We start from the raw sequence: 20,322 nt of genomic DNA on the forward strand, positions 1-20,322 counted from the left end.
GCTCACTCTTACTCCAAATTAACTCGTTAAATTTCAAATTTCATTTATTGTATTACTCCTCATCAGAGGAGACATAAGGAGGTATCCGTGGATTTTGTTTCTCTTTTCGTGAAGGACTTCATTCTTCAGTTGCAGTCCCCAACACTCGCCTTTTTGATTGGTGGGATGATCATTGCTGCTCTCGGTAGCGAATTGGTAATTCCCGAGTCGATTTGTACGATCATCGTCTTCATGCTACTCACCAAAATCGGTCTGACCGGTGGAATTGCGATCCGCAATTCCAACCTGCTGGATATGGTGTTACCCATGATCTCGGCAATAATAATAGGGGTTCTTGTTGTCTTCATTGCGCGCTATACATTGGCCAAGCTACCAAATGTCAAAGTCGTGGATGCGATTGCGACTGGGGGGTTGTTTGGTGCCGTGAGTGGCTCTACTATGGCTGCCGGGCTGACGGTACTGGAAGAACAAAACATCCAATACGAGGCATGGGCTGGCGCACTCTATCCCTTTATGGATATCCCAGCGCTCGTAACTGCGATTGTTATAGCCAACATTTATCTCAACAAGAAGAAGAAGCGTAGTGTAGCAGCCCAATCTATCAAGCAGGAGTCTTTGAGCAAGCAGCCCGTTGCGGTAGGTAGTTATTCCGATCAGCAGGATTATCCCAGCACTAGGCAGGAGTATCGCAGCCAGCAGCAAGATCCTGGCGATAATAAGGTCAAGGTATGGCCGATTATTCAGGAAAGCCTCCAGGGTTCTGCTTTATCGGCAATGTTGTTAGGTCTCGCTCTTGGCATACTCACCAAGCCAGAAACTGTCTATGAAGAATTCTACGATCCTGCTTTTAAAGGCTTGCTTTCGATCTTGATGCTGGTCATGGGTATAGAGGCTTGGTCAAGGCTTGGCGAACTACGCAAGGTGGCCCAGTGGTATATCGTGTATAGCGTGATAGCACCGTTTTTACATGGGTGCATTGCCTTCGGTCTCGGTCTGATTGCCCACTACACTGTGGGATTCAGCATGGGCGGGGTCGTGATCCTGGCCGTCATCGCTGCCTCTAGTTCAGACATCTCAGGCCCACCCACGTTAAGAGCTGGTATCCCGTCGGCAAACCCCTCTGCCTACATTGGTGCCTCCACAGCCGTCGGTACACCAATTGCGATCGGCGTGTGTATACCGTTCTTCATCGGGCTTGCCCAGGCGATAGGTGGCATCTAGCCTAATCTCAAACGAGTCCAGCTCTGACTGCGCTCCCTTGACCTGGCAGAGCTAGTAGATTATTGTACATCATTTAAGAAGATAACCAATTTAAGGAGATAACCAAAATGGCTAAGCAAGCCAACAAGCTCGTCATCGTCACGGAAAAGGTTCTGCTCAAAAAAGTCGCTAAGCTCATCGAGGAAGCTGGGGCAAAAGGGTATACGGTGATGCAGTCTGGCGGTAAAGGCAGTCGCAACGTGCGCTCGTCTGGACAACCCAGCAGTTCCGACATCGAGGCCAATGTCAAGTTCGAGATACTTACTGAAAATCGTGAGATGGCTGAGGATATTGCGGATCGGGTCGCCATAAAGTATTTTAACGATTATGCGGGTATTGCCTATATCTGTGGCGCGGAAGTACTTTATGGGAACAGTTTCTGTGGGCCAGAAGGCTGTTAAATCGAGACTTAATTATCATGATAATTAAGTCTTATAAAGATTGACGTGAAGCCAACTTCTCTGCGATCGCTTGAGTTTCCAGTAACATTTATCGCCATGGGCGAACAAACCCCAGGAACCGTCTCGATGGTTATTTCAGCATGCGATCGCTCTAAGGTTTGGGCGAGATAAGTAAAAGTGCAATAAAGAAAGATGTAGATAATACAATAACTAAGCAACCAACCTCAAAATTCTTAATTATCGAATCAAAAATAATCATGTATCAATTCCCATCACTATTGCACCATGAGTTCATTCCCGATTTCTTTCCCTCTTTATTATTAGCTACGGAGGTGACCACTGAAACGAATGCAGAAGCCGCACCGCTAGTATTATCGGGAGTTTTATTAAGCCTCGTCTTTATTTATTTAGCTAGTAAAGTGGGGGGAGAACTTTCTCAATTAGCCAATTTACCTCCAGTATTGGGCGAATTAATCGGCGGGGTAGTAGTGGGAGTTTCCGCTTTGCACCTATTAGTCTTTCCCGAAGCAGGAACCCTTGCCAGCGATTCTGTCGTAGTAACTATCCTGCAACAGTTCGCAGGATTAAGTACTGAGAATAGTAGTGAAGTATTTACTTCCTTTAGCGAAGTAGTTTCTGTTCTAGCAGAACTAGGGGTAATTATTCTTTTGTTTGAAATCGGTTTAGAATCAGACCTAAAAGAATTACAAAAAGTTGGTGTACGGGCAGCAATTGTCGCGGTGGTGGGGGTGGTGGCTCCCTTTGTGGCTGGTACCGTAGGTTTAATCCTGATCTTTGGGATGCCCACTATTCCTGCGGTATTTGCTGGGGCGGCATTAACAGCTACTAGTATTGGAATTACCTCCAAAGTATTATCAGAGCTTGGACAGCTTAAATCCACAGAAGGTCAAATTATTGTTGGCGCTGCGGTCATTGATGATGTCCTTGGTATTATCGTTTTAGCAGTAGTCGCTAGTTTGGCAAAGACTGGAGAGGTCGATGTGGCTAACGTAATTTACTTAATTATTAGTGCCACGGCTTTCTTATTAGGTTCTATCTTGTTAGGTCAATTTTTTAACAACAGTTTTGTGGCGATCGCTGGCAAATTAAAAACTAGAGGTAATTTAGTCATCCCCGCCCTAATTTTTGCTTTCATCATGGCGTTTTTAGGGAATGCAATTCACTTAGAAGCAATTCTCGGGGCTTTTGCCGCTGGTTTAGTCTTAGATGAAACGGATGCTCGTAAAGAGTTAGACGAACAAATTCTGCCCATTGCTGATGTTTTCGTGCCGATTTTCTTTGTGTCGGTGGGGGCAAGAGTCGATCTTAGTGTGCTGAACCCCAGTAGTGCGGATAATCGTCAAGGTTTAGTTATTGCCGCTTTTTTAATTGTGGTGGCGATTATTGGTAAAGTTATCACTGGTTGGGCAGTTTTTGGCAAAGAGAAAGTCAATCGTTTGGCGATTGGCATTGGTATGGTTCCCCGTGGTGAAGTCGGTTTAGTCTTTGCTGGTATTGGTGCAGCCAGTGGTACATTAGATAAACCACTACAGGCAGCTATTATCATTATGGTCATTCTTACTACCTTTATTGCTCCCCCTCTCTTGCGTTTTGCCTTTGGAACAGAGGGACAAGTGGAAGAAGTGGAAGAAGTAGATTTAGCGTCTTCTAATAATCAATAATTTACAGCAGTTTTTAATTGAGTAGACACATTAATTTATCGAAGTAATGGGTAATGGGTAATGGGTAATGGGTAATAGGTTCTATCCAACTGAAATTCGCTGTAAGTTATAGCAATACGTAAAAACGTCAGGACATTTTGGAAATACTACTTCCTACTTCCTATTTCCTATTTCCTATTTCCTATTTCCTATTTCCTATTTCCTATTTCCTACCTCCTTCCTCCTACTTCCTACTTCATTTATGACTGCGCCACCAGCCACGAACTAAGCGAATTTCCTCATAGCTATATTCTTCTCCCAAACTGTCTTTAATAGTTTTTAGAGTCATGTCTCCTAGCTGTTTAATTGCCTCGATAATTACTTGCTGTTTATCAGCTGTAACTAGCTTATTAAGGGCAACTGGCTGATTCATTTCCATTAGTTCACTCAAGTGAGTATTAATTGTCCCAACAGCAAAACCACGTTGTTGGGCGATTTCGGTGACGCTCAATCCTTGTTGGTGGAGTTGGAGAGTAGCCATTTGGCTTTTAGACGGAATACTTACAGGTAGCTGGTGCTGTTCGTCAAATTCAAGAATTTCTGAGATAAAGCGATCGCCATATTGTTGGGCTTTATATTCATTAACCCCCGATAGGTTGGCAAAATCAGTAATATTTTTCGGGCGTAGCTGCGCCATTAATTTCAGACTAGAATCAGCAAAAATCATATAAGGGGCGAGAGAGTGGCCATCGGCAATTTGTTTGCGTAGCTTTCTCAGTTTTTCAAACAGCAATTCTGCTTCTGCCTTCCGAGGATTATAGGCTGAGGTGGTTTTAGCTGTAGACTTCTCAACTGCTACCTCAACTTTTAATTGACCACGGAAAATTTCCCAACTACGTTTATTTAGCTTTAGGACAGGATAACCATCGGTAGTTTGCCCCACTAAACCTTGATGTATCAGGCTGCGCCCCAACATTCTCCATTCATCTGCGGTTCGACCTTTACCGATGCCGTAGGTAGATAAAAGATGATGCCCGTATTGCTGAATTTTTTGCTTACGGGAGCCGATCAACACATCAACTATATGATTTGTGCCAAACTTTTCTTGGCAACGGGCAACACAGGAAAGAAACTTTTGTGCCTCCACTGTCCAGTCTTCAATCGGCTTGGGGTTGAGACAGTTATCACATTTACCGCAGTTACCTGAATGTCGCTCGCCAAAATAGCGCAGGATAATCTGACGACGGCAATCATTGCCCTCTGCGTAGTCCATTACCTGTCTTAGCTGTTGTCGAGCAATTTTTTGTTCGTTAGCATCGGGTTTTTGTTCGATCAGAAATTCAATCTTTTTGCGATCGCCAAAACTAAAAAATAACACTGATTTAGAAGGCTCACCATCTCTACCTGCTCTACCTGATTCTTGGTAAAAGCTTTCTAAACTGCGGGGCAAGTCATAATGAAACACAAAGCGGACATCGGGCTTATTAATGCCCATACCAAAAGCGATGGTGGCTACAATTACCTGAGCATCATCCCGCAGAAAACTGGTTTGATTACGGCTGCGTTCTTCTACGGGTAATTTAGCGTGATAGGGTAAAGCGTCGATCCCGTCATGCTTAAGTCTAGTGGCAATTTCTTCAACCCGATTACGACTCAGACAATATACTATCCCTGCTCCCGATTCCCCGCGAATAGCCCGTAGTAATTTAGGGTAGATATCACGGTCTTTGGGCTGGATTTCGTAATGAATATTGCTGCGGTCAAAACTGGCGATATGAATATCAGGCGATCGCAAATTTAACTGATTAACAATATCCTCTCTCACTCTTTTAGTCGCCGTGGCGGTAAGTGCCTGGATCGGAATCTGCGGATAACGCTGGCGGATTTGTTTTAACTGACTATATTCTGGGCGAAAGTCATGTCCCCACTCCGATACACAGTGAGCCTCATCAATGGCGATCGCACTTATGCCCACATCATGATGCACCCGATCTAGAAATAAAGCAAATCTTTCATTAAGCAGTCTTTCAGGGGCAACATAGAGTAATTTTATTTGATTTTTAAGAATCGCAATCTGGCGCATTCTTCTCTCTTCATACTCCAGAGTACTGTTGAGATAGGTGGCATTAATTCCGTTATCCTGTAGAGCATCCACCTGATCCTGCATCAAAGCAATTAGCGGCGAAACCACAATAGTTAGACCAGTTCTCAGTAAAGCTGGCAGCTGAAAACAGAGAGATTTACCACCCCCCGTCGGCATGATCGTCAGTAAATCTTTATTCCGTAAAGCAGCTTCGATAATCTTCTTTTGCCCAGGACGAAAAGTGTCATAGCCAAAATAATGTTTTAAAGAGTCCTCCAACGAGGGGAAAGTCAACATAACCTATCAGCGCAATAATAAATATTTGTTTTGTTTACTAATTAATTTTTAGTTTTTAGTTCTCAAGATTGTATACGAAAATTATAGTTGTCAGACTGGAATTCACCAAGGCAAAGAGTTGCATGGCGATTCCTATGCAGCTAGATTGTCCCGCATAGGCTAAAGGCGATTAACGTTCCCTAACAGTTGATGCTCTCGCTCTCAAAGAAAAAATTATCTGTAACTGTGGCGAAGATAATATTGATTCTCTCTGAAGCTAGACGATTGATTACTGCTAAAGTGACTTGACTATATGTAAGAGTATTAAGAGTGAGAAGTAGAGCGATCGCCTATTAAATTTGGTTTGAGTTCTCGTATTCGTCTCTCTACTCCTTTGACTTTGGTTTTCTGACTTTGGTTTTCAAAAAGTACCTAATAAAACCAAGACTGTAAAAGAACATGCGAGCATCAAAGCTACCCCCACGATCGTTAACCATGGTTCGTGATTGGTCCGATCGAGATACTTATTGACTTTTTGATCATTCGGCTCAGGATGCCAAATCATAGGTTTCATAACCATTCCCTCCCTAAATTTGAAGTGATTGGATGTTTCTCTGAAAACAACAACACCCAAGCTAAATTCACCGAGAGATTTCCTCATATAATTAACTCAATTTGGAGTTCTACAGAACACAAGTATTCAGTAGGCTATCTCCCTTATTTCCAATTGAGAAAATATCAGCTTTTTAGTTGAGTGTTGCTGTTTTTATTTGACGAGACAGATATTAGATGAAACAGATTTTTAACCTCCTTAATTGAATATGGATAAACCTGTAATCTCTGTCAGGAGAGTCTTCTTAGACTCTAGTTAGTAATATATCATCTACTCTTTTAAATATTTGAAAACGATACATAAGTTTACTTTGCAACTCAATTTGTCAATCAACTTTTGAAGTAACAAAATTGGCGTAATTGTATATTAATATACCTAATCAGAAAAGTTTTTTAATCAAATTAAATTGAATTAAATTTCTAGGCAATTGAAACTAATCACTAAAATTAGCCCCACTTAAAGATCGCCGAACCCCATGTTAAACCCGCACCAAAACCAGAAGCAGCGATCGTATCTCCAGGCTTAACTCTACCGTCTCTTACCGCAGCATCGAGGGCAAGGGGAATTGAAGCTGCCGAAGTGTTCCCATATTCAGCTATATTGCTCAAAATCTTAGATTGAGGAATATTAAGACGTTTTGCGACTGCATCCATAATTCGTTGATTTGCCTGATGAAGTAATAGCCAATCAATGTCATCAGTGGTTAGATTTGCCTGAAACATTGCTTTACTGAGTGCTTCGGGGACTTTGGCTACAGCAAAGCGATATACTTCTTTGCCGTTCATCGTGATGGGGTTATAGGAACCTTGCTGCGCCGTAATCTCTTCCACCAGAGGCTTGCGATCGCCACCATAGTTTAAGTTAAGAGAATCATTTTGGCTACCGTTACTATACATTCCGAAACTCAGTAAGCGGTTATCGGCTACTCCCTGACACACTGCTGCACCAGCGCCATCACCGAACAAAATGCAGCTAGTGCGATCGCTCCAGTCTACCCAGCGAGAAAGCACATCTGCACCAATAATTAGCACATTTTTATATATTCCCGTACTAATAAACTGGGATGCGGTAATTAAGGCAAATAGAAAGCCCGAACAGGCAGCAGTTAGATCGAAGGCTACAGCATTAGTTGCTCCAATTAAGCCTTGAATTCTACAGGCGCTACCAAACAAATCATCGGGGGTAGAAGTCGCCAGAATAATTAAATCAATATCCGTCGGGGAAATTCCCGCCATAGCGATCGCTTCTTTTGCAGCAACGGCTGATAGCTGACTTAGAGATTCGCTAGGTGACGCAATATGACGATTTTTCATGCCTGTTCTAGCGTTGATCCACTCATCAGAAGTATCTACCATCTGAGCAAGATGATCGTTGGTTAAAATTGACTTTGGTGCAGCTGAACCACATCCCGTAATCGCCATACCTACACCCATATTGTTCAATGTCTTACTCCCTTACTTGTTTGGGCTATCTATAAATTAATTAGCTGTTGCTTCAGTAGGCGTTTCCGTTACCGATTGTTGCTGATTATTAGCTTTAATCTTTTCTAACACCTCATTGTCGATCGCTTCTTTGGCCAAGCGAATGGCACTAAACATCGAACCACGGCGAGAACTACCATGACTAATAATACAAATTCCTGCTACCCCAAACAATAATGCACCTCCGTGTTCAGCGCGATCGATACGACGCTTGATGTTCATTAGATTTGGTTTGAGAATGGCAGTACCTAATTTTCCGTGTAATCCCTGGGGTAATTCCTCTTTCATAATTTGGAGCATTACCTCGCCAATTGCTTCGGCGAACTTGAGGACAATATTACCCACAAATCCATCACAGACAATAATGTCAAACTCACCAGATAAGACATCTCTACCTTCAGCATTACCCAGGAAGTGAATTTGCGAATTATCAGTCAACAATTTATGAGTAGACAATGCTAAATCATTTCCTTTAGACGACTCTTCGCCAATGTTGAGCAAACCGACTTTGGGTTCTGGACGCCCTAAAACATATTTACTGTAAATTGTACCCATGAGCGCAAACTGTTCTAGATACCTTGCTTTACAATCGACGTTCGCCCCGACATCTAAAACAATTACCGATTGATCGGGAATAATTGTGGGTAAAACTGCACCAATTGCTGGACGTTCAATACCCTTAATCCGACCTAGTTTTAGCAATGCCGATGCCATAGCTGCACCTGAATGCCCCGCTGAAACTACTGCATCAGCTTGTTTCTCTTTAACCAAATTCATCGCCACGTTAATCGAAGCTTTAGGTTTGCGACGAATCCCCATCAACGGTTCTTCTTTCATGGTGATCACGTCTTCGGCATGAATCACCTTGATCTGGTCTGAATTTTTACCGCCGTGTTTCTTCACCAGAGAGTGTATCTGTTGCTCATCTCCCACCAGTAAGACATCTACGCCTAATTCTGCCGAAGCTTGGATTGCTCCTGCAACAATTTCTTCAGGGGCAAAGTCTCCCCCCATAGCGTCCACTGCAATCCTTGCGCGCGTTAATCCCATGTAGCAAATTTTATATTAAGCCTTACAAATTTTAACAGTCTGAGGTCAAAGATTTTTAATCTTCAGCAAAAATGACCGAAAAAGTTATTTTGCTCGACTATTTGAGACAGAAAACTAACGACGCTGAGTTATTCCGTAAGCTGCTTTACATAGTAGAAATAGTAGAAACAGTGCCAAAATTTGTTATAACAAGTGAGTAATCTGTGACCGTTGGTAAAACTACAATTAAAAGCGATCGCTACTGCGATAATAAGATTTCCCAGAACATAGGATGAGCAACGAACCTCGTAAATTCGTCATTAAAGATTTTTCCTTACAATGCGGAACAATACTACCCAAAGCAAAAATAGTATACAAGACTTATGGAGAGTTAAATCAAGAACGCACTAACGTTATTTTGTATCCTACTTCCTATGGAGCAAACCATGCAGATATCGAATGGTTAATTCGTCCTGACAGTATTCTCAATCCGAGTCGATATTTTATAATTATTGCCAATATGTTTGGTAATGGCTTATCTAGTTCTCCTAGTAACGATCGAGCTTGTGGCTTAACAGAATCAGGATTTTGGTTTACCCATTTAGATAATGTTCGCGCTCAAAAAAAATTACTCGATAGCTTGGAAATTAAAAGACTGGCTTTAGTCTATGGTTGGTCGATGGGAGCGCAACAGGCTTATCATTGGGGCGCATTATATCCTGAATGTGTAGAACGGATTGCTGCTTTATGCGGTACGGCACGTACAACAGACCATAATAAAATTTTTCTCCAAAGTTTACGCGCTGCTTTAACCGCAGATCCTGCTTGGAATGGTACTAAGTTTGAGAATATTCCCGAGCGAGGTTTTAAGGCTTTTGCTCTAATCTATGCAAGTTGGGCAGCATCTCAAGCCTACTATCGTCAAGGACTCTATTATCAGTTTGGCTATAGTTCTTTAGAAGATTATTTATTAAGAGGTTGGGAAGCTAATTATCGTCAACGAGATCCTCATAACTTATTAGCTATGATTGATACCTGGTTGCATTGTGATATTAGTAATAATCCAACTTATCAAGGAGATTACCAACAGGCACTCAAGTTAATTACCGCTAAAACTTTAGTAATGCCAGCAACCACTGATTTGTATTTTACTCCTGAAGACTGTCTGGCTGAAGCGGATTTAATTCCTCATGCTCAGTATTTGCCTATTCCTTCAATTTGGGGACATCGGGCAGGAAATCCGTATCAAAATCCTGAAGATGAAATGTTTATTAAAGATGCTGTAAAGCAATTATTTGCCTCCTCAAAAAGAAAAACAATTAATCCATAAAAACCAATTAAATATTAGTTTCTATTTATTAGTTTGCTGACTTCAATTAAAATGTCAGAAAAAGTAAATTGAGCGGATTTGATTTCTGACTATAGATTGACTATATAATTTTTTCGTTAAACAGTATTAATAGTTACAAAAATCTCCAGGCGATCGCCACAAAAGTAGTATAAATAACCAACATTTTATTACACTCAATTGCTGATTTAAGGATAACAACCTCCAAAAACGTTATAAATGGTGTTGTTATCAATAATTACTATGTTAGATTTGCTCGTGGTGAGTGTCACAAGTGTTACGGCTTGGTTTAATCGGTTTAATCCCTTGCCCTCAGCCCAAGCTGATCTACAGCCTCTAGAATTATTTCCCTGGGAACAATCGGCTGTGTTTGAACTGCCTGAATTTAAGCGCGATCGCCTTTCTCAAACCATTACTGATAATTATCTCCAGAAGTTGGATCGCGAAGGATTCGATCGCGATCGCCAAGGGATATGGGTGCAATCGGGGTGGGATGTGTCGGCGAGTAATTTGGGCAAAACACCTCTTCCTGCTGCTTCTTTAACCAAAATTGCCACTACTCTAGTTACATTGCATAAATGGGGGGCAAACCATCAATTTACGACAAATATCTACTTTACAGGTGAGATTAATCATGGTGTGGTGAAGGGAGATTTAGTTATTCAGGGAACTGGCGATCCTCTGTTTGTTTGGGAAGAAGCGATCGCTTTAGGTAATGCTTTAAATCAACTGGGAATTAAGCAGATTCAGGGCAATATTTTGGTTACAGATAAGTTTTATATGAACTTTGAATCGCAACCTTTAGCAGCAGTCAGACTATTACAGCAAGCATTAGATCGTAATTTGTGGCAGTCAGAAATTACTCAGCAATATCGACAAATGCCAGCGGGAACAAAACAGCCAGAAGTAATAATTACAGGACAAATCAAACAAATTCAACAAATTCCCATCAAAGCGCAACTATTAATCAGTCATCACTCATTACCCCTAGCAGAAATCCTGCGTCAGATGAATATTTATAGTAATAACCAGATGGCGCAAATATTAGCGGATCTAGTAGGTGGTGCAGATGTCGTTGCTCAATCATCGGCAAAAATAGCAGGTTTCCCCGAAGCAGAAATAAAGTTGGTCAATGGTTCGGGTTTAGGAGAAGAGAACAAAATATCCCCTCGCGCAGTTTGTCAAATGCTGATGGCGAGCGATCGCTTATTGCAATCTAAGAACTACAGCGTAGCCGACTTATTTCCCACCGCAGGTAGAGATTTGGTGGGGACAGTAAAGGATCGAGATTTACCCCAAGGTACAACGATCAAGACGGGAACTTTGGATAACGTTAGTGCTTTAGCGGGGGTAATTCCTAAGAGGGATAAGTCCAAAGGCATAGCTGCGCAAGGCGATAACGTCTACTTCAGCATGATCAACTATGGTCGTCCCGTTCAATATTTTCGCCAACAACAAGACAGTTTATTGAATGAATTAGTTAAACCCTGGCAACTAGTACCAAATAACTTTAATCTGGCTCAAGAAAATAATTGGGATCTCGGCAATCCACAACGAAATAAGTTACAGCAGTTTTCAATTGAGTAGACACATTAATTTATCGAAGTAATGGGTAATGGGTAATCAGGGCTATTTTATTCTCATATATCCAGAGAATAAATTCTCTGTCTCAGTACATTAAGTCCGTTTAAACGGACTTTAATTTTCAGCCAAGAAATTTATTTCTTGGTTCACTACAGTTAGAACGAAATAGCCCTGAATGGGTAATGGGTTTTATCCAACTGAAATTCGCTATAAATACGATAGAAATTATTAATTAACTATCTATTAATTTGCTCGTTGCTTTACTTATGCACTAAAAGTATTTAAGCGATGCAAAACAAACATTCAAACCGCTATTTTAGTAGCAAAATATACCATACAAGCTTTTTTTGAGTGCAATCATTACCTCAAGATCAATGCATCTAGTTACAGTAAATACGATTTACTTGGTTTACTAAATGTCAAAAAAGATGAATGACGAATAAAGTTAAGCGCAGCTATTAAGCAAATATACTAGGCAAAATTTAAAGCAAAAATACAAATATTATTAGTACTGCCCAGCTTTATTATTCAGTCTTTTGATTTTAACTACTGTAGTTTTAGATTCATCAGGAAGACCCATAAGTGTTTTTAACAGAATTCATCAGTAAAGCAACTCAGGGAAAGTATAAAATACTCCACATAACATGGATCGCATTCTTTTTAACTTTTGTTTGTTGGTTTAACTTTGCTCCTTTCGCAACTACAATTGGCAAAGAACTTAGCCTAACACCAGACCAAATTAAAACATTAGCAATTTGTAATCTGGCACTAACAATTCCCGCCAGGATCATCATCGGTATGCTCCTAGACCGCTTCGGGCCGAGAATTACTTTCTCTTGTATTCTGTTTTTTGCTGCAATACCTTGTTTTGCTACTGCTCTTTCCCAAAACTTTACCCACTTGGTAATTAGTCGGTTGTTAATGGGGATTGTGGGTTCGGGTTTTGTGGTCGGTATTCGCATGGTATCGGAATGGTTTCCCCCCAAAGATATTGGGATCGCTGAAGGTGTCTACGGAGGCTGGGGCAATTTTGGTGCATTTGCAGCAGAATTTTCTTTGCCAATTCTGGGTTTAGCAACGGCTTTTCTATCAGGTGGTGCGAGCAATTGGCGTGGAGCGATCGCCCTTAGTGGGATCGTTACCGCTTTATATGGCTTCATCTATCTAAAGAATGCTCAAGATACTCCCGCTGGGCAAGTATATCGTCGTCCTAGACGTAGTGGGGGCATGGAAGTTACCAGCCGTAAAAGCTTTTTTGCGATGCTGATTATGAATTTCGGTTTGATCTTCGCTCTAGGTTTATTAACCTGGCGTTTAGCACAACCTGCACTGCATTTCCTCAGCCAAGGGCAAATGTTAGGCATTTGGGCTTTTCTCGGCGCACTTTATCTCTATCAATCTTATAAATCTTGGCTGGTAAATCGGGAAGTCGTCCAGGGGAATAAAGTTTACTCTCCTGCTCAACGCTACCAATTTCGTCAAGTAGCTTTACTAGAGTTTGCCTATATCACTACATTTGGTTCGGAATTAGCAGTTGTTTCCATGTTACCTGCCTTTTTCGAGGAGACATTTGCTATTGAGCATGTAGCAGCAGCAATGCTTGCTTCTATATACCCTGTGATGAATTTATTTTCTCGTCCCAGCGGTGGCTTGATTTCTGATAAATTAGGTTCGCGTAAATGGACAATGACTCTAGTTGCATTGGGAGTGGGGATTAGTTATTTAATAGCATTCAGGATCGACGCCAGTTGGTCGATTCCAGCTGCGATCGCTGTAACTATGGTTTCTGCTTATTTTGCCCAAGCCGGATGTGGTGCAACCTACGGTATGGTACCTCTAATTAAAAAAGAAATTACGGGACAAATTTCTGGTAACGTCGGTGCTTATGGTAACTTCGGTGGTGTAGTATTCCTAACAATTTTTAGCTTAACTGATGCTTCAACCTTGTTCGGTACGATGGGCGTGGCGGCTCTAATCTGTGCTAGTTGTTGTGCCTTTTTCTTGCAAGAACCAAAAGCCTCTTTTGCTGCTCATTATGAAGGTGAAACAGACAACGTTGCCGTACCAGACTCAAATCTAGAGCGGGAAAGGATTTAACCTATCTGTAGCTCACAGTTATTTTAGTGCTGGGAATGTCGCTAGATTTTCTCAGCACTTTTTGATGGATAAGACACAGTAATCGCTAGTTTAATCAAATATTATGAGCAATAATCAGCAAACTTGGCTGCAAAGTATGGGTAAATTAATAGCTGCCAAAATCAAAATTAATAAAAATAACCAAATTAATTAAGTTTAACTATCTGTAAATATTTAACTGGGAGAGAAGGATGAGCGAACCAATAAAAACCTTATGTCCTTATTGTGGCGTTGGCTGTGGTTTAGAAGTACTGCCCCCTGCACAATCGGGGAAAGCCACCAATAGAGATAGTCAAGGCAATCTTTTGTGGCAAGTTAGAGGCGATCGCTCTCATCCCTCTAGTAAAGGTAAAGTATGTGTCAAGGGGGGAACAGTCGCCGAATCTCTGGATAAAAATCGCCTCAAATATCCGATGATGCGCGATTCCCTAGATCGAGAATTTCAAAGAGTTAGTTGGGATCAAGCTTTAAGTAGAATTACCGCCGAAATGCAGCAGGTGATCCAGACTCAGGGGGCGGATGGCATCTGTATGTATGGTTCGGGACAGTTTCAGACAGAAGATTATTACATTGCTCAAAAGCTACTCAAAGGCTGCCTGGGGACGAATAACTTTGATGCTAACTCTCGTCTTTGTATGTCGTCAGCGGTAGCAGGATATATGCAAAGCCTCGGCTCCGATGGGCCTCCAGCTTGTTATGACGATCTGGAGTTGACCGACTGTGCCTTTTTGATTGGGACTAACACTGCCGACTGTCATCCGATTGTTTACAACCGTCTGCGGATGCACCACAAGAAAAACCGTAAGGTAAAAATGATCGTGGTCGATCCCCGCGAAACTAAAACAGCAAAGGATGCCGATCTACACCTGGCAATTCAGCCTGGGACAGATATAGATCTGCTTAACGGCATAGCGCATCTATTGTTGCGTTGGGGAGAACTGGATACATTCTTTATTGATGAATGTACTCAAGGCTTTGGTCAGTTTGTTGAGGTAATTCAAGCTTATCCGCCCGAACTAGTAGCTCGTCGCTGTGGGATTGAGGTCGCTCAACTCGAACAAGCAGCCCGCTATTGGGCAGAGTCGTCAAAAGTTTTGTCTTTATGGTCTATGGGAGTTAATCAATCTTCTGAGGGAACAGCTAAAGTTCGCACCATTATCAATTTGCATTTGATGACAGGGAATATTGGTAAACCAGGAGCAGGGCCATTTTCTTTGACAGGACAGCCAAACGCCATGGGTGGTCGAGAAGCTGGGGGTTTATCCCATATTCTGCCTGGTTATCGTACTGTCACCAACCCAAGTCATCGCCAGGAATTAGAACAGGCTTGGCAGTTGCCCCCAGGTAGCATTAATCCGCTGCCTGGAAAAGATGCCTGGAGTATGATTACGGGCTTAGAAACAGGTGAAGTGGGGGTATTATGGGTGGCAGCGACTAATCCTGCGGTAAGTATGCCTGACCTAGTAAGAACAAAACAGGCTTTATTGCGATCGCCCTTCACTATTGTCCAGGATGCCTACTATCCCCTGGAAACTGCCAGCTTTGCTCATGTGGTGTTGCCCGCAGCCCAGTGGGGAGAAAAGACAGGGACAATGACTAATTCTGAGCGATTTGTTACCCTTTGTAGTAAGTTTCGACCAGCCCCAGGGGAAGCACGACCAGACTGGGAAATTTTTGCAGAAGTAGGTCGTCGTTTAGGCTTTACTAAAGAATTTGACTTTGCTAACTCTGCCGAAGTTTATCAAGAATTTGTCCAGTTAACTCAAGGTCGTCCTTGTGATATGAGTGGTTTAACCCACGGCAGATTACGCCAACAAGGCCCAATTCAATGGCCCTGTCCTTTAGAAGAAGCAACAAATAATAACAGCATTGCTTTGACTTGCAGCACCGAGAAAAATATTGCTCAAGACCAAGAAGAAGCCAAAGGTCTATTTTCCAATCTGTTTCGTGCCAAAGATGAAACCCTAGCTCCTAAAAGACTTTACACCAATGGTAGATTTAATACGGCTGATGGTCGGGCAAAATTTGCCGCCTTCCATTCTAAAGGACTAGCCGAACCCATCGATCCTGACTATCCTTTTGTCTTAACTATTGGTCGCCTTTATGAACACTGGCACACCATGACTCGCACAGGTCGGATTGAGAAAATCATGAAAAAACAACCCCGACCATTTATTGAAATTCACCCCAAAGATGCTCGCAAATTAGGGATTGAAACAGAAATGATGGTGGAAATAAGTTCGCGTCGAGGCAAGGGGCGTTTTGTCGCTAGAGTGACCGAAGCGATCGTTCCTGGAACAGTTTTTGTGCCGATGCATTGGGGCGCACTGTGGACGGATGAGGGCGAAGCCAATCTATTTACCCATCCTGAAAGCTGCCCCACCTCCTTACAGCCAGAATTAAAAGCCTGTGCCGTTAATTTGACTCTAGCAAAATTAGAACCCAACACTGAAAGCGATCGCTCTAGAACAACCTTCCCTCAAATGATCGAGAAATCACTGTCGATCAAAAATTAACCTAAACTAGAAGTTGTTTAAATGATTCTAAGGGTATTTCTAACTTTTCAGCAGTTTCGGTTAACTGAGTTTTGAATGCTGCTGTATTCGAGCCAAAGCCACATAGTTTAGCTGCCTGTTCTAATCCGCCTGAAGCATTAGCGCCCGCACAGCTAATTAATTCTTTTCCTGTCAAGGGTTCTTCTCCTGACAGTAGCTTGCGTTGAGATTCTCCCCAAAAAGCACTGAGAGTACAAATTTGCCGATCATCCTGATTTTCAATTGACCAACGGTAAGTTACCTTTTGGGGGTTGACCCTAACCTCGACTAACTTAGCGCCCATGTAATATTGCATTTGGCTGAGGGTTTGTTGTCTAACTTCCACAGGATCGTTTTTATTAATGATTCGCTCTAAATGAGCCTGAGTCGGTTTAGCCATATTAAAATTTGAATGATTGTCTGATGTCAATAATTGTTATTTTATAATTTTGCCTGTAAAAATCTCACTAAAGCAAGTCTTCTCGCTTTAGATTGCGGTTAATTAAAGCCCAGTCTTGAGGCGTATTACAGTTAAATAGACAACGGCGATCGCTCAATACTAATTCTCTGACAGAATGCTCCGCTAACCAGGATTGAAAAGATCTTCCCCCCTCGCTGATATATTGCTGCAAACTAGATAAACAGCCTCGACGATAGAAACCACAAAGAGGCTCCCATCCCTTGTGGCTACGAGGCAAACAGGCGATTTCTGCGGGTAATACTGTTGTCAAAGCTAATAACCACTGTTTTACTTGAGATGAAGATAAGTGAGGTAGATCACAAGCAAGTAATAATACCCATTCTGTTTTGACCAGTTCTAATCCTTGAGCAAAACCAATCAAAGGGGTATTAGATGGGGCGTTTAACACTAACTGCTCTTTAACAGGCTGGCAATTATGGGGGAGAAAATTTTGATACTTGTCAATCCAGGGTGAAATCACATAAGTTTGTGCTGTACATTCATTAGCTACCAGACAAACCTGGGCTAGTAACGTACTACCGTCTAGATCTAAGAGAGCTTTATCTTGACCCATGCGGATGCTCTCACCCCCCGCTAAAACGATCGCCGTAACCCGATCTTCAATTAATACCATAAAACTCTAATCGATCGACTGATAAGACCATGAGCAATCACTTAGATACTAAAAAACAAACAGAGCAACATCTTCAGCTTTGGATTTATTTCTTACCTGTTGTCGGTGTTATCCCTGCTATTTGGACTATATCTCAATCTCAGGAGCGGGCGATCGCTAATTCTCAAAACAACCCCCTAAAAGACTCTTCTGAGTTGCTCCCGCAACTAAAAGCAAGTCGATTATCGCTTAATTTAACTCTTATTTGGTTATGTTCTTACATTCTGCTTTCTTGTGGCGCTGCTGATGCAACAGAAATTATTGCTTTTCGCTTTTTATACGCCAATGCTATAGTTACCACGAGTTACTTTGTTGCTTGTACGTTTCTAATGACTCGTTTAGGAAAAAAAAGATTGTTTTACGCCGACTAAATGAACTAATTTATCTCAAATTGGTTTATAAAGGAAAAGCATTTTCTACTCAGCTTTAACCCCCTGTCGTTACTCTAATGAGCTAGCTAAAATTAGAAAGCATTATGCAGCTTTTAGCAAGCAATTAAAATGCGCTAGCAGCTAAAGTATCTAGTTCGAGTATCTGTCTAATAATTGTCCACCTAAGTATTTTTTCGAGTAAATAGCTGCTAATATTAATTGAATTATATTTGTCTTGACATATATCTTAATTTTTCTTTAAAAAACATCATTTATTTTAATCATAGGAGAGGGGTTCCAGTGTCAATGAAAAAAGCTTATGAATCGACTCCTTCAGGAAGAAAATCAACCGCTCAATTCAATTCCGTGAACTACCCTCTTAAAAAACAGCCAAAAAAATTGAATAAAGGAAAAGCTATTTTAGTTGGACTGGGTTTAGTTAGTATCTCCCTAGTTTCAGCAGTTGTTGGTGCATTCTTGGCGGTTGCCGTGTCTGATGTTCCACCTTTAAAGCAAGTGGAGCTAAGTAAGGAAGAGCAGCAAGTTTTTAGCGAAACAGATATGGTAGCTGCCCAAAACCTGAATTTGCCCGAACTAAAAAGACCTGTAAACATTCTCTTATTAGGGATCAAAGTAGTTCGCTCTGACTTAGAAAACAAAGGAATCGAGTTTGAAAAACAAGATGTTGGCTACGATCACCTGGTCAATTCTTTTCATGGTTTAAGTGACAGCATGTTATTGCTGAGGTTCGATCCTGAGAAAGAAAAAGTTTCAGTACTTTCAATTCCTAGAGATACCCGTGTCAATATTCGCGGATATGGGGTTAGAAAAATCAATCATGCTAACGATTATGGTGGGCCTGCTTTGACTGCTAAAGTCGCCAGCGATTTACTCGGCGGAGTAAAAATAGATCGCTATGTACGGGTTAATGTCCAGGGAGTAGAAAAGCTGATTGATGCTTTAGGTGGTGTTACGGTAGATGTGCCTAAAGATATGAAATACAACGACTTTAGCCAACATCTTTATATCGATCTCAAAAAAGGTGTTCAACATCTTGATGGCGATAAAGCCATGCAGTTTCTACGTTTTCGCTATGATGAGTATGGTGATATTTCTCGCGTACAACGTCAACAAATGCTGATGCGCTCGGCGGTAGAGCAAACCCTAAAACCAGCAACAATAGTTAAAATTCCCAAAATATTATCGGTAATTCAGTCCCATTTAGACACCAATCTAACCGTTAGAGAGTTAATGGCGCTGTCCAATTTCGCTTCTAAAACTGACAGATCTGGCATCAATATGATGATGCTGCCTGGAGACTTTAACGATCCAAATGAACGGGTGAGTTATTGGGTACCCAATGAAAATAAAATTCATCGGTTAATGACGCAGCATTTTGAGTTGCCTAAAAACGATGCAGACTATGCTGCGATCGCGGAGAACCGTTATGCTACTCTCGAAGGTGGATCTAATATCAGTAATCCCCGCATCAGAATTTCGATTCAGGACAGTACCGACAGTCAACAAACCTTGCAATCTTCCCTCGATCTGCTCAGAGAAGCAGGTTATCGACAAGTATCCGCCAGCAAAAACTGGCAAGAGCCTCTAAAAACAACTAGAGTAATTGCTCAATCTGGAGATAATGAAGCAGCGGAAGAAATACGTTCGATCCTTGGCGTTGGGGAAGTAGTAGTAGAGAGTACGGGAGTAATCGGCTCTGATGTCACAGTACAGCTTGGTCGCGACTGGAAAAAACAACTCAATCAAACAGTGAGCAATGAGCAGTGATATTAAGTACGGATGAACAGTCTAGAGTGACAGAAGAGGGATAATGGGTAAAAGTTTGGATCTTAAAGAATGAAAAATTGAGGAAATTGAAGTAAATTGAAGTAAATTTTAGTTTAAGTTGTGTCGTACGAACTCGATTCTGAGCTACCAGCCGAGAAATCCAGATATTTGACTTGCTAAAGTAAGAGAATCAAAAGGTTTGTTGATTACGCCTTTTGCCCCTGCATTATAAAAACGACGACGATCGCTTGCTTGAGCTTTGGCGGTGATAAAAATGGTCGGAATATCTTTGGTTGCGGGGATGTCTTGTAACTTGGCGAGAGTTTGCAGACCATCCAGTTCAGGCATCATGGCATCTAAAAGGATAGCATCGGGCTGTTCTTTCTGGGCGATCGCAATTCCTTCTAAACCATTAGCAGCACCAATCATTGACCAACCAGCTTCAGCTTCGAGGCAAAACTGAGCCAAGGTTTTGATATCATCCTCATCGTCAATAAATAAAATACGTTTTGCGTTCATGTTATTCAGGCTCAAAAAACTATAAGATCATATCGGCTTAATATGATGATGTTGTGAACATCGATTATTTTCCCACCCAATGTTACCGCATTTGTGGTTTCTGAC

General features: G+C 41.7%; 15 protein-coding genes. 9 read left to right on the top strand and 6 right to left on the bottom strand.

What is annotated here, in order from left to right:
- The first annotated feature begins 87 nt into the window (after window positions 1–87).
- The 3 genes from KME09_09945 to KME09_09955 all read left to right on the top strand — a co-directional run bounded on the left by KME09_09945 (window position 88) and on the right by KME09_09955 (window position 3,343).
- Window positions 88–1,221 (top strand): sodium-dependent bicarbonate transport family permease, encoded by a 1,134-nt coding sequence (locus KME09_09945; protein MBW4534246.1) that lies wholly within the window; start codon window positions 88–90, stop codon window positions 1,219–1,221.
- Between the two features lie 107 nt (window positions 1,222–1,328).
- Window positions 1,329–1,661 carry a hypothetical protein gene (locus KME09_09950; GenBank protein MBW4534247.1) on the top strand — a complete coding sequence of 111 codons (333 nt, stop codon included), beginning with the start codon at window positions 1,329–1,331 and terminating at the stop codon, window positions 1,659–1,661.
- 257 nt (window positions 1,662–1,918) lie between these two features.
- Window positions 1,919–3,343 carry a cation:proton antiporter gene (locus KME09_09955; protein ID MBW4534248.1) on the top strand — a complete coding sequence of 475 codons (1,425 nt, stop codon included), beginning with the start codon at window positions 1,919–1,921 and terminating at the stop codon, window positions 3,341–3,343.
- Window positions 3,344–3,578: 235 nt separating this feature from the next.
- Here the strand turns inward: KME09_09955 and recQ are convergent, their stop codons facing one another.
- From recQ to plsX, 3 genes are all read right to left on the bottom strand, one after another.
- The gene (recQ, locus tag KME09_09960) at window positions 3,579–5,702 is read right to left on the bottom strand and encodes a DNA helicase RecQ (protein MBW4534249.1); all 2,124 of its coding nucleotides are present in this window, start codon (window positions 5,700–5,702) and stop codon (window positions 3,579–3,581) included.
- Window positions 5,703–6,740: 1,038 nt separating this feature from the next.
- Window positions 6,741–7,727, bottom strand: a complete 987-nt coding sequence (locus tag KME09_09965; GenBank protein MBW4534250.1) for a ketoacyl-ACP synthase III — start codon at window positions 7,725–7,727, stop codon at window positions 6,741–6,743.
- 45 nt (window positions 7,728–7,772) lie between these two features.
- On the bottom strand, window positions 7,773–8,825 hold the full coding sequence (plsX, locus tag KME09_09970) for a phosphate acyltransferase PlsX (protein ID MBW4534251.1): 1,053 nt from the start codon (window positions 8,823–8,825) through the stop codon (window positions 7,773–7,775).
- Window positions 8,826–9,096: 271 nt separating this feature from the next.
- On the opposite strand from plsX, the gene KME09_09975 reads away from it, so the two are divergent.
- From KME09_09975 to KME09_09990, 4 genes are all read left to right on the top strand, one after another.
- A complete protein-coding gene (locus KME09_09975) occupies window positions 9,097–10,134 on the top strand; it encodes an alpha/beta fold hydrolase (protein MBW4534252.1) in 1,038 nt (345 codons plus the stop codon).
- Between the two features lie 261 nt (window positions 10,135–10,395).
- Window positions 10,396–11,739 carry a D-alanyl-D-alanine carboxypeptidase gene (locus KME09_09980; protein MBW4534253.1) on the top strand — a complete coding sequence of 448 codons (1,344 nt, stop codon included), beginning with the start codon at window positions 10,396–10,398 and terminating at the stop codon, window positions 11,737–11,739.
- 597 nt (window positions 11,740–12,336) lie between these two features.
- Window positions 12,337–13,833 carry a NarK family nitrate/nitrite MFS transporter gene (locus tag KME09_09985; protein MBW4534254.1) on the top strand — a complete coding sequence of 499 codons (1,497 nt, stop codon included), beginning with the start codon at window positions 12,337–12,339 and terminating at the stop codon, window positions 13,831–13,833.
- Window positions 13,834–14,063: 230 nt separating this feature from the next.
- The gene (locus KME09_09990; GenBank protein ID MBW4534255.1) at window positions 14,064–16,388 is read left to right on the top strand and encodes a nitrate reductase; all 2,325 of its coding nucleotides are present in this window, start codon (window positions 14,064–14,066) and stop codon (window positions 16,386–16,388) included.
- A gap of 1 nt (window position 16,389) precedes the next feature.
- Here KME09_09990 and KME09_09995 read toward each other — a convergent pair whose 3' ends face one another.
- Both KME09_09995 and KME09_10000 read right to left on the bottom strand, forming a co-directional pair.
- A complete protein-coding gene (locus tag KME09_09995) occupies window positions 16,390–16,806 on the bottom strand; it encodes a hypothetical protein (GenBank protein MBW4534256.1) in 417 nt (138 codons plus the stop codon).
- Window positions 16,807–16,873: 67 nt separating this feature from the next.
- Window positions 16,874–17,500: a molybdenum cofactor guanylyltransferase gene (locus tag KME09_10000; protein ID MBW4534257.1), complete on the bottom strand. Its 627-nt coding sequence runs from the start codon at window positions 17,498–17,500 to the stop codon at window positions 16,874–16,876.
- A 29-nt stretch (window positions 17,501–17,529) separates the two neighbouring features.
- Between KME09_10000 and KME09_10005 the strand changes: the two genes are divergently transcribed.
- Window positions 17,530–17,910, top strand: coding sequence for a hypothetical protein (locus KME09_10005; GenBank protein MBW4534258.1), 381 nt, complete (start codon window positions 17,530–17,532; stop codon window positions 17,908–17,910).
- 399 nt (window positions 17,911–18,309) lie between these two features.
- A complete protein-coding gene (locus KME09_10010; GenBank protein ID MBW4534259.1) occupies window positions 18,310–19,698 on the top strand; it encodes an LCP family protein in 1,389 nt (462 codons plus the stop codon).
- Between the two features lie 144 nt (window positions 19,699–19,842).
- Here the strand turns inward: KME09_10010 and KME09_10015 are convergent, their stop codons facing one another.
- A complete protein-coding gene (locus tag KME09_10015; GenBank protein MBW4534260.1) occupies window positions 19,843–20,217 on the bottom strand; it encodes a response regulator in 375 nt (124 codons plus the stop codon).
- Window positions 20,218–20,322 lie beyond the last annotated feature (105 nt).

Origin of the sequence: Pleurocapsa minor HA4230-MV1 (assembly GCA_019359095.1) — a bacterium.
Lineage (GTDB): Bacteria > Cyanobacteriota > Cyanobacteriia > Cyanobacteriales > Xenococcaceae > Waterburya > Waterburya minor.

Bases quoted from the DNA above. Each gene is read 5' to 3' on its own strand.
- KME09_09955 (MBW4534248.1), top strand. From the start codon at position 1,919: ATGTATCAATTCCCATCACTATTGCACCATGAGTTCATTCCCGATTTC.
- recQ (MBW4534249.1), bottom strand. From the start codon at position 5,702: ATGTTGACTTTCCCCTCGTTGGAGGACTCTTTAAAACATTATTTTGGC.
- KME09_09980 (MBW4534253.1), top strand. From the start codon at position 10,396: ATGTTAGATTTGCTCGTGGTGAGTGTCACAAGTGTTACGGCTTGGTTT.
- KME09_09975 (MBW4534252.1), top strand. From the start codon at position 9,097: ATGAGCAACGAACCTCGTAAATTCGTCATTAAAGATTTTTCCTTACAA.
- plsX (MBW4534251.1), bottom strand. From the start codon at position 8,825: ATGGGATTAACGCGCGCAAGGATTGCAGTGGACGCTATGGGGGGAGAC.
- KME09_10005 (MBW4534258.1), top strand. From the start codon at position 17,530: ATGAGCAATCACTTAGATACTAAAAAACAAACAGAGCAACATCTTCAG.
- KME09_10000 (MBW4534257.1), bottom strand. From the start codon at position 17,500: ATGGTATTAATTGAAGATCGGGTTACGGCGATCGTTTTAGCGGGGGGT.
- KME09_09950 (MBW4534247.1), top strand. From the start codon at position 1,329: ATGGCTAAGCAAGCCAACAAGCTCGTCATCGTCACGGAAAAGGTTCTG.
- KME09_09965 (MBW4534250.1), bottom strand. From the start codon at position 7,727: ATGGGTGTAGGTATGGCGATTACGGGATGTGGTTCAGCTGCACCAAAG.
- KME09_10015 (MBW4534260.1), bottom strand. From the start codon at position 20,217: ATGAACGCAAAACGTATTTTATTTATTGACGATGAGGATGATATCAAA.
- KME09_09990 (MBW4534255.1), top strand. From the start codon at position 14,064: ATGAGCGAACCAATAAAAACCTTATGTCCTTATTGTGGCGTTGGCTGT.
- KME09_09995 (MBW4534256.1), bottom strand. From the start codon at position 16,806: ATGGCTAAACCGACTCAGGCTCATTTAGAGCGAATCATTAATAAAAAC.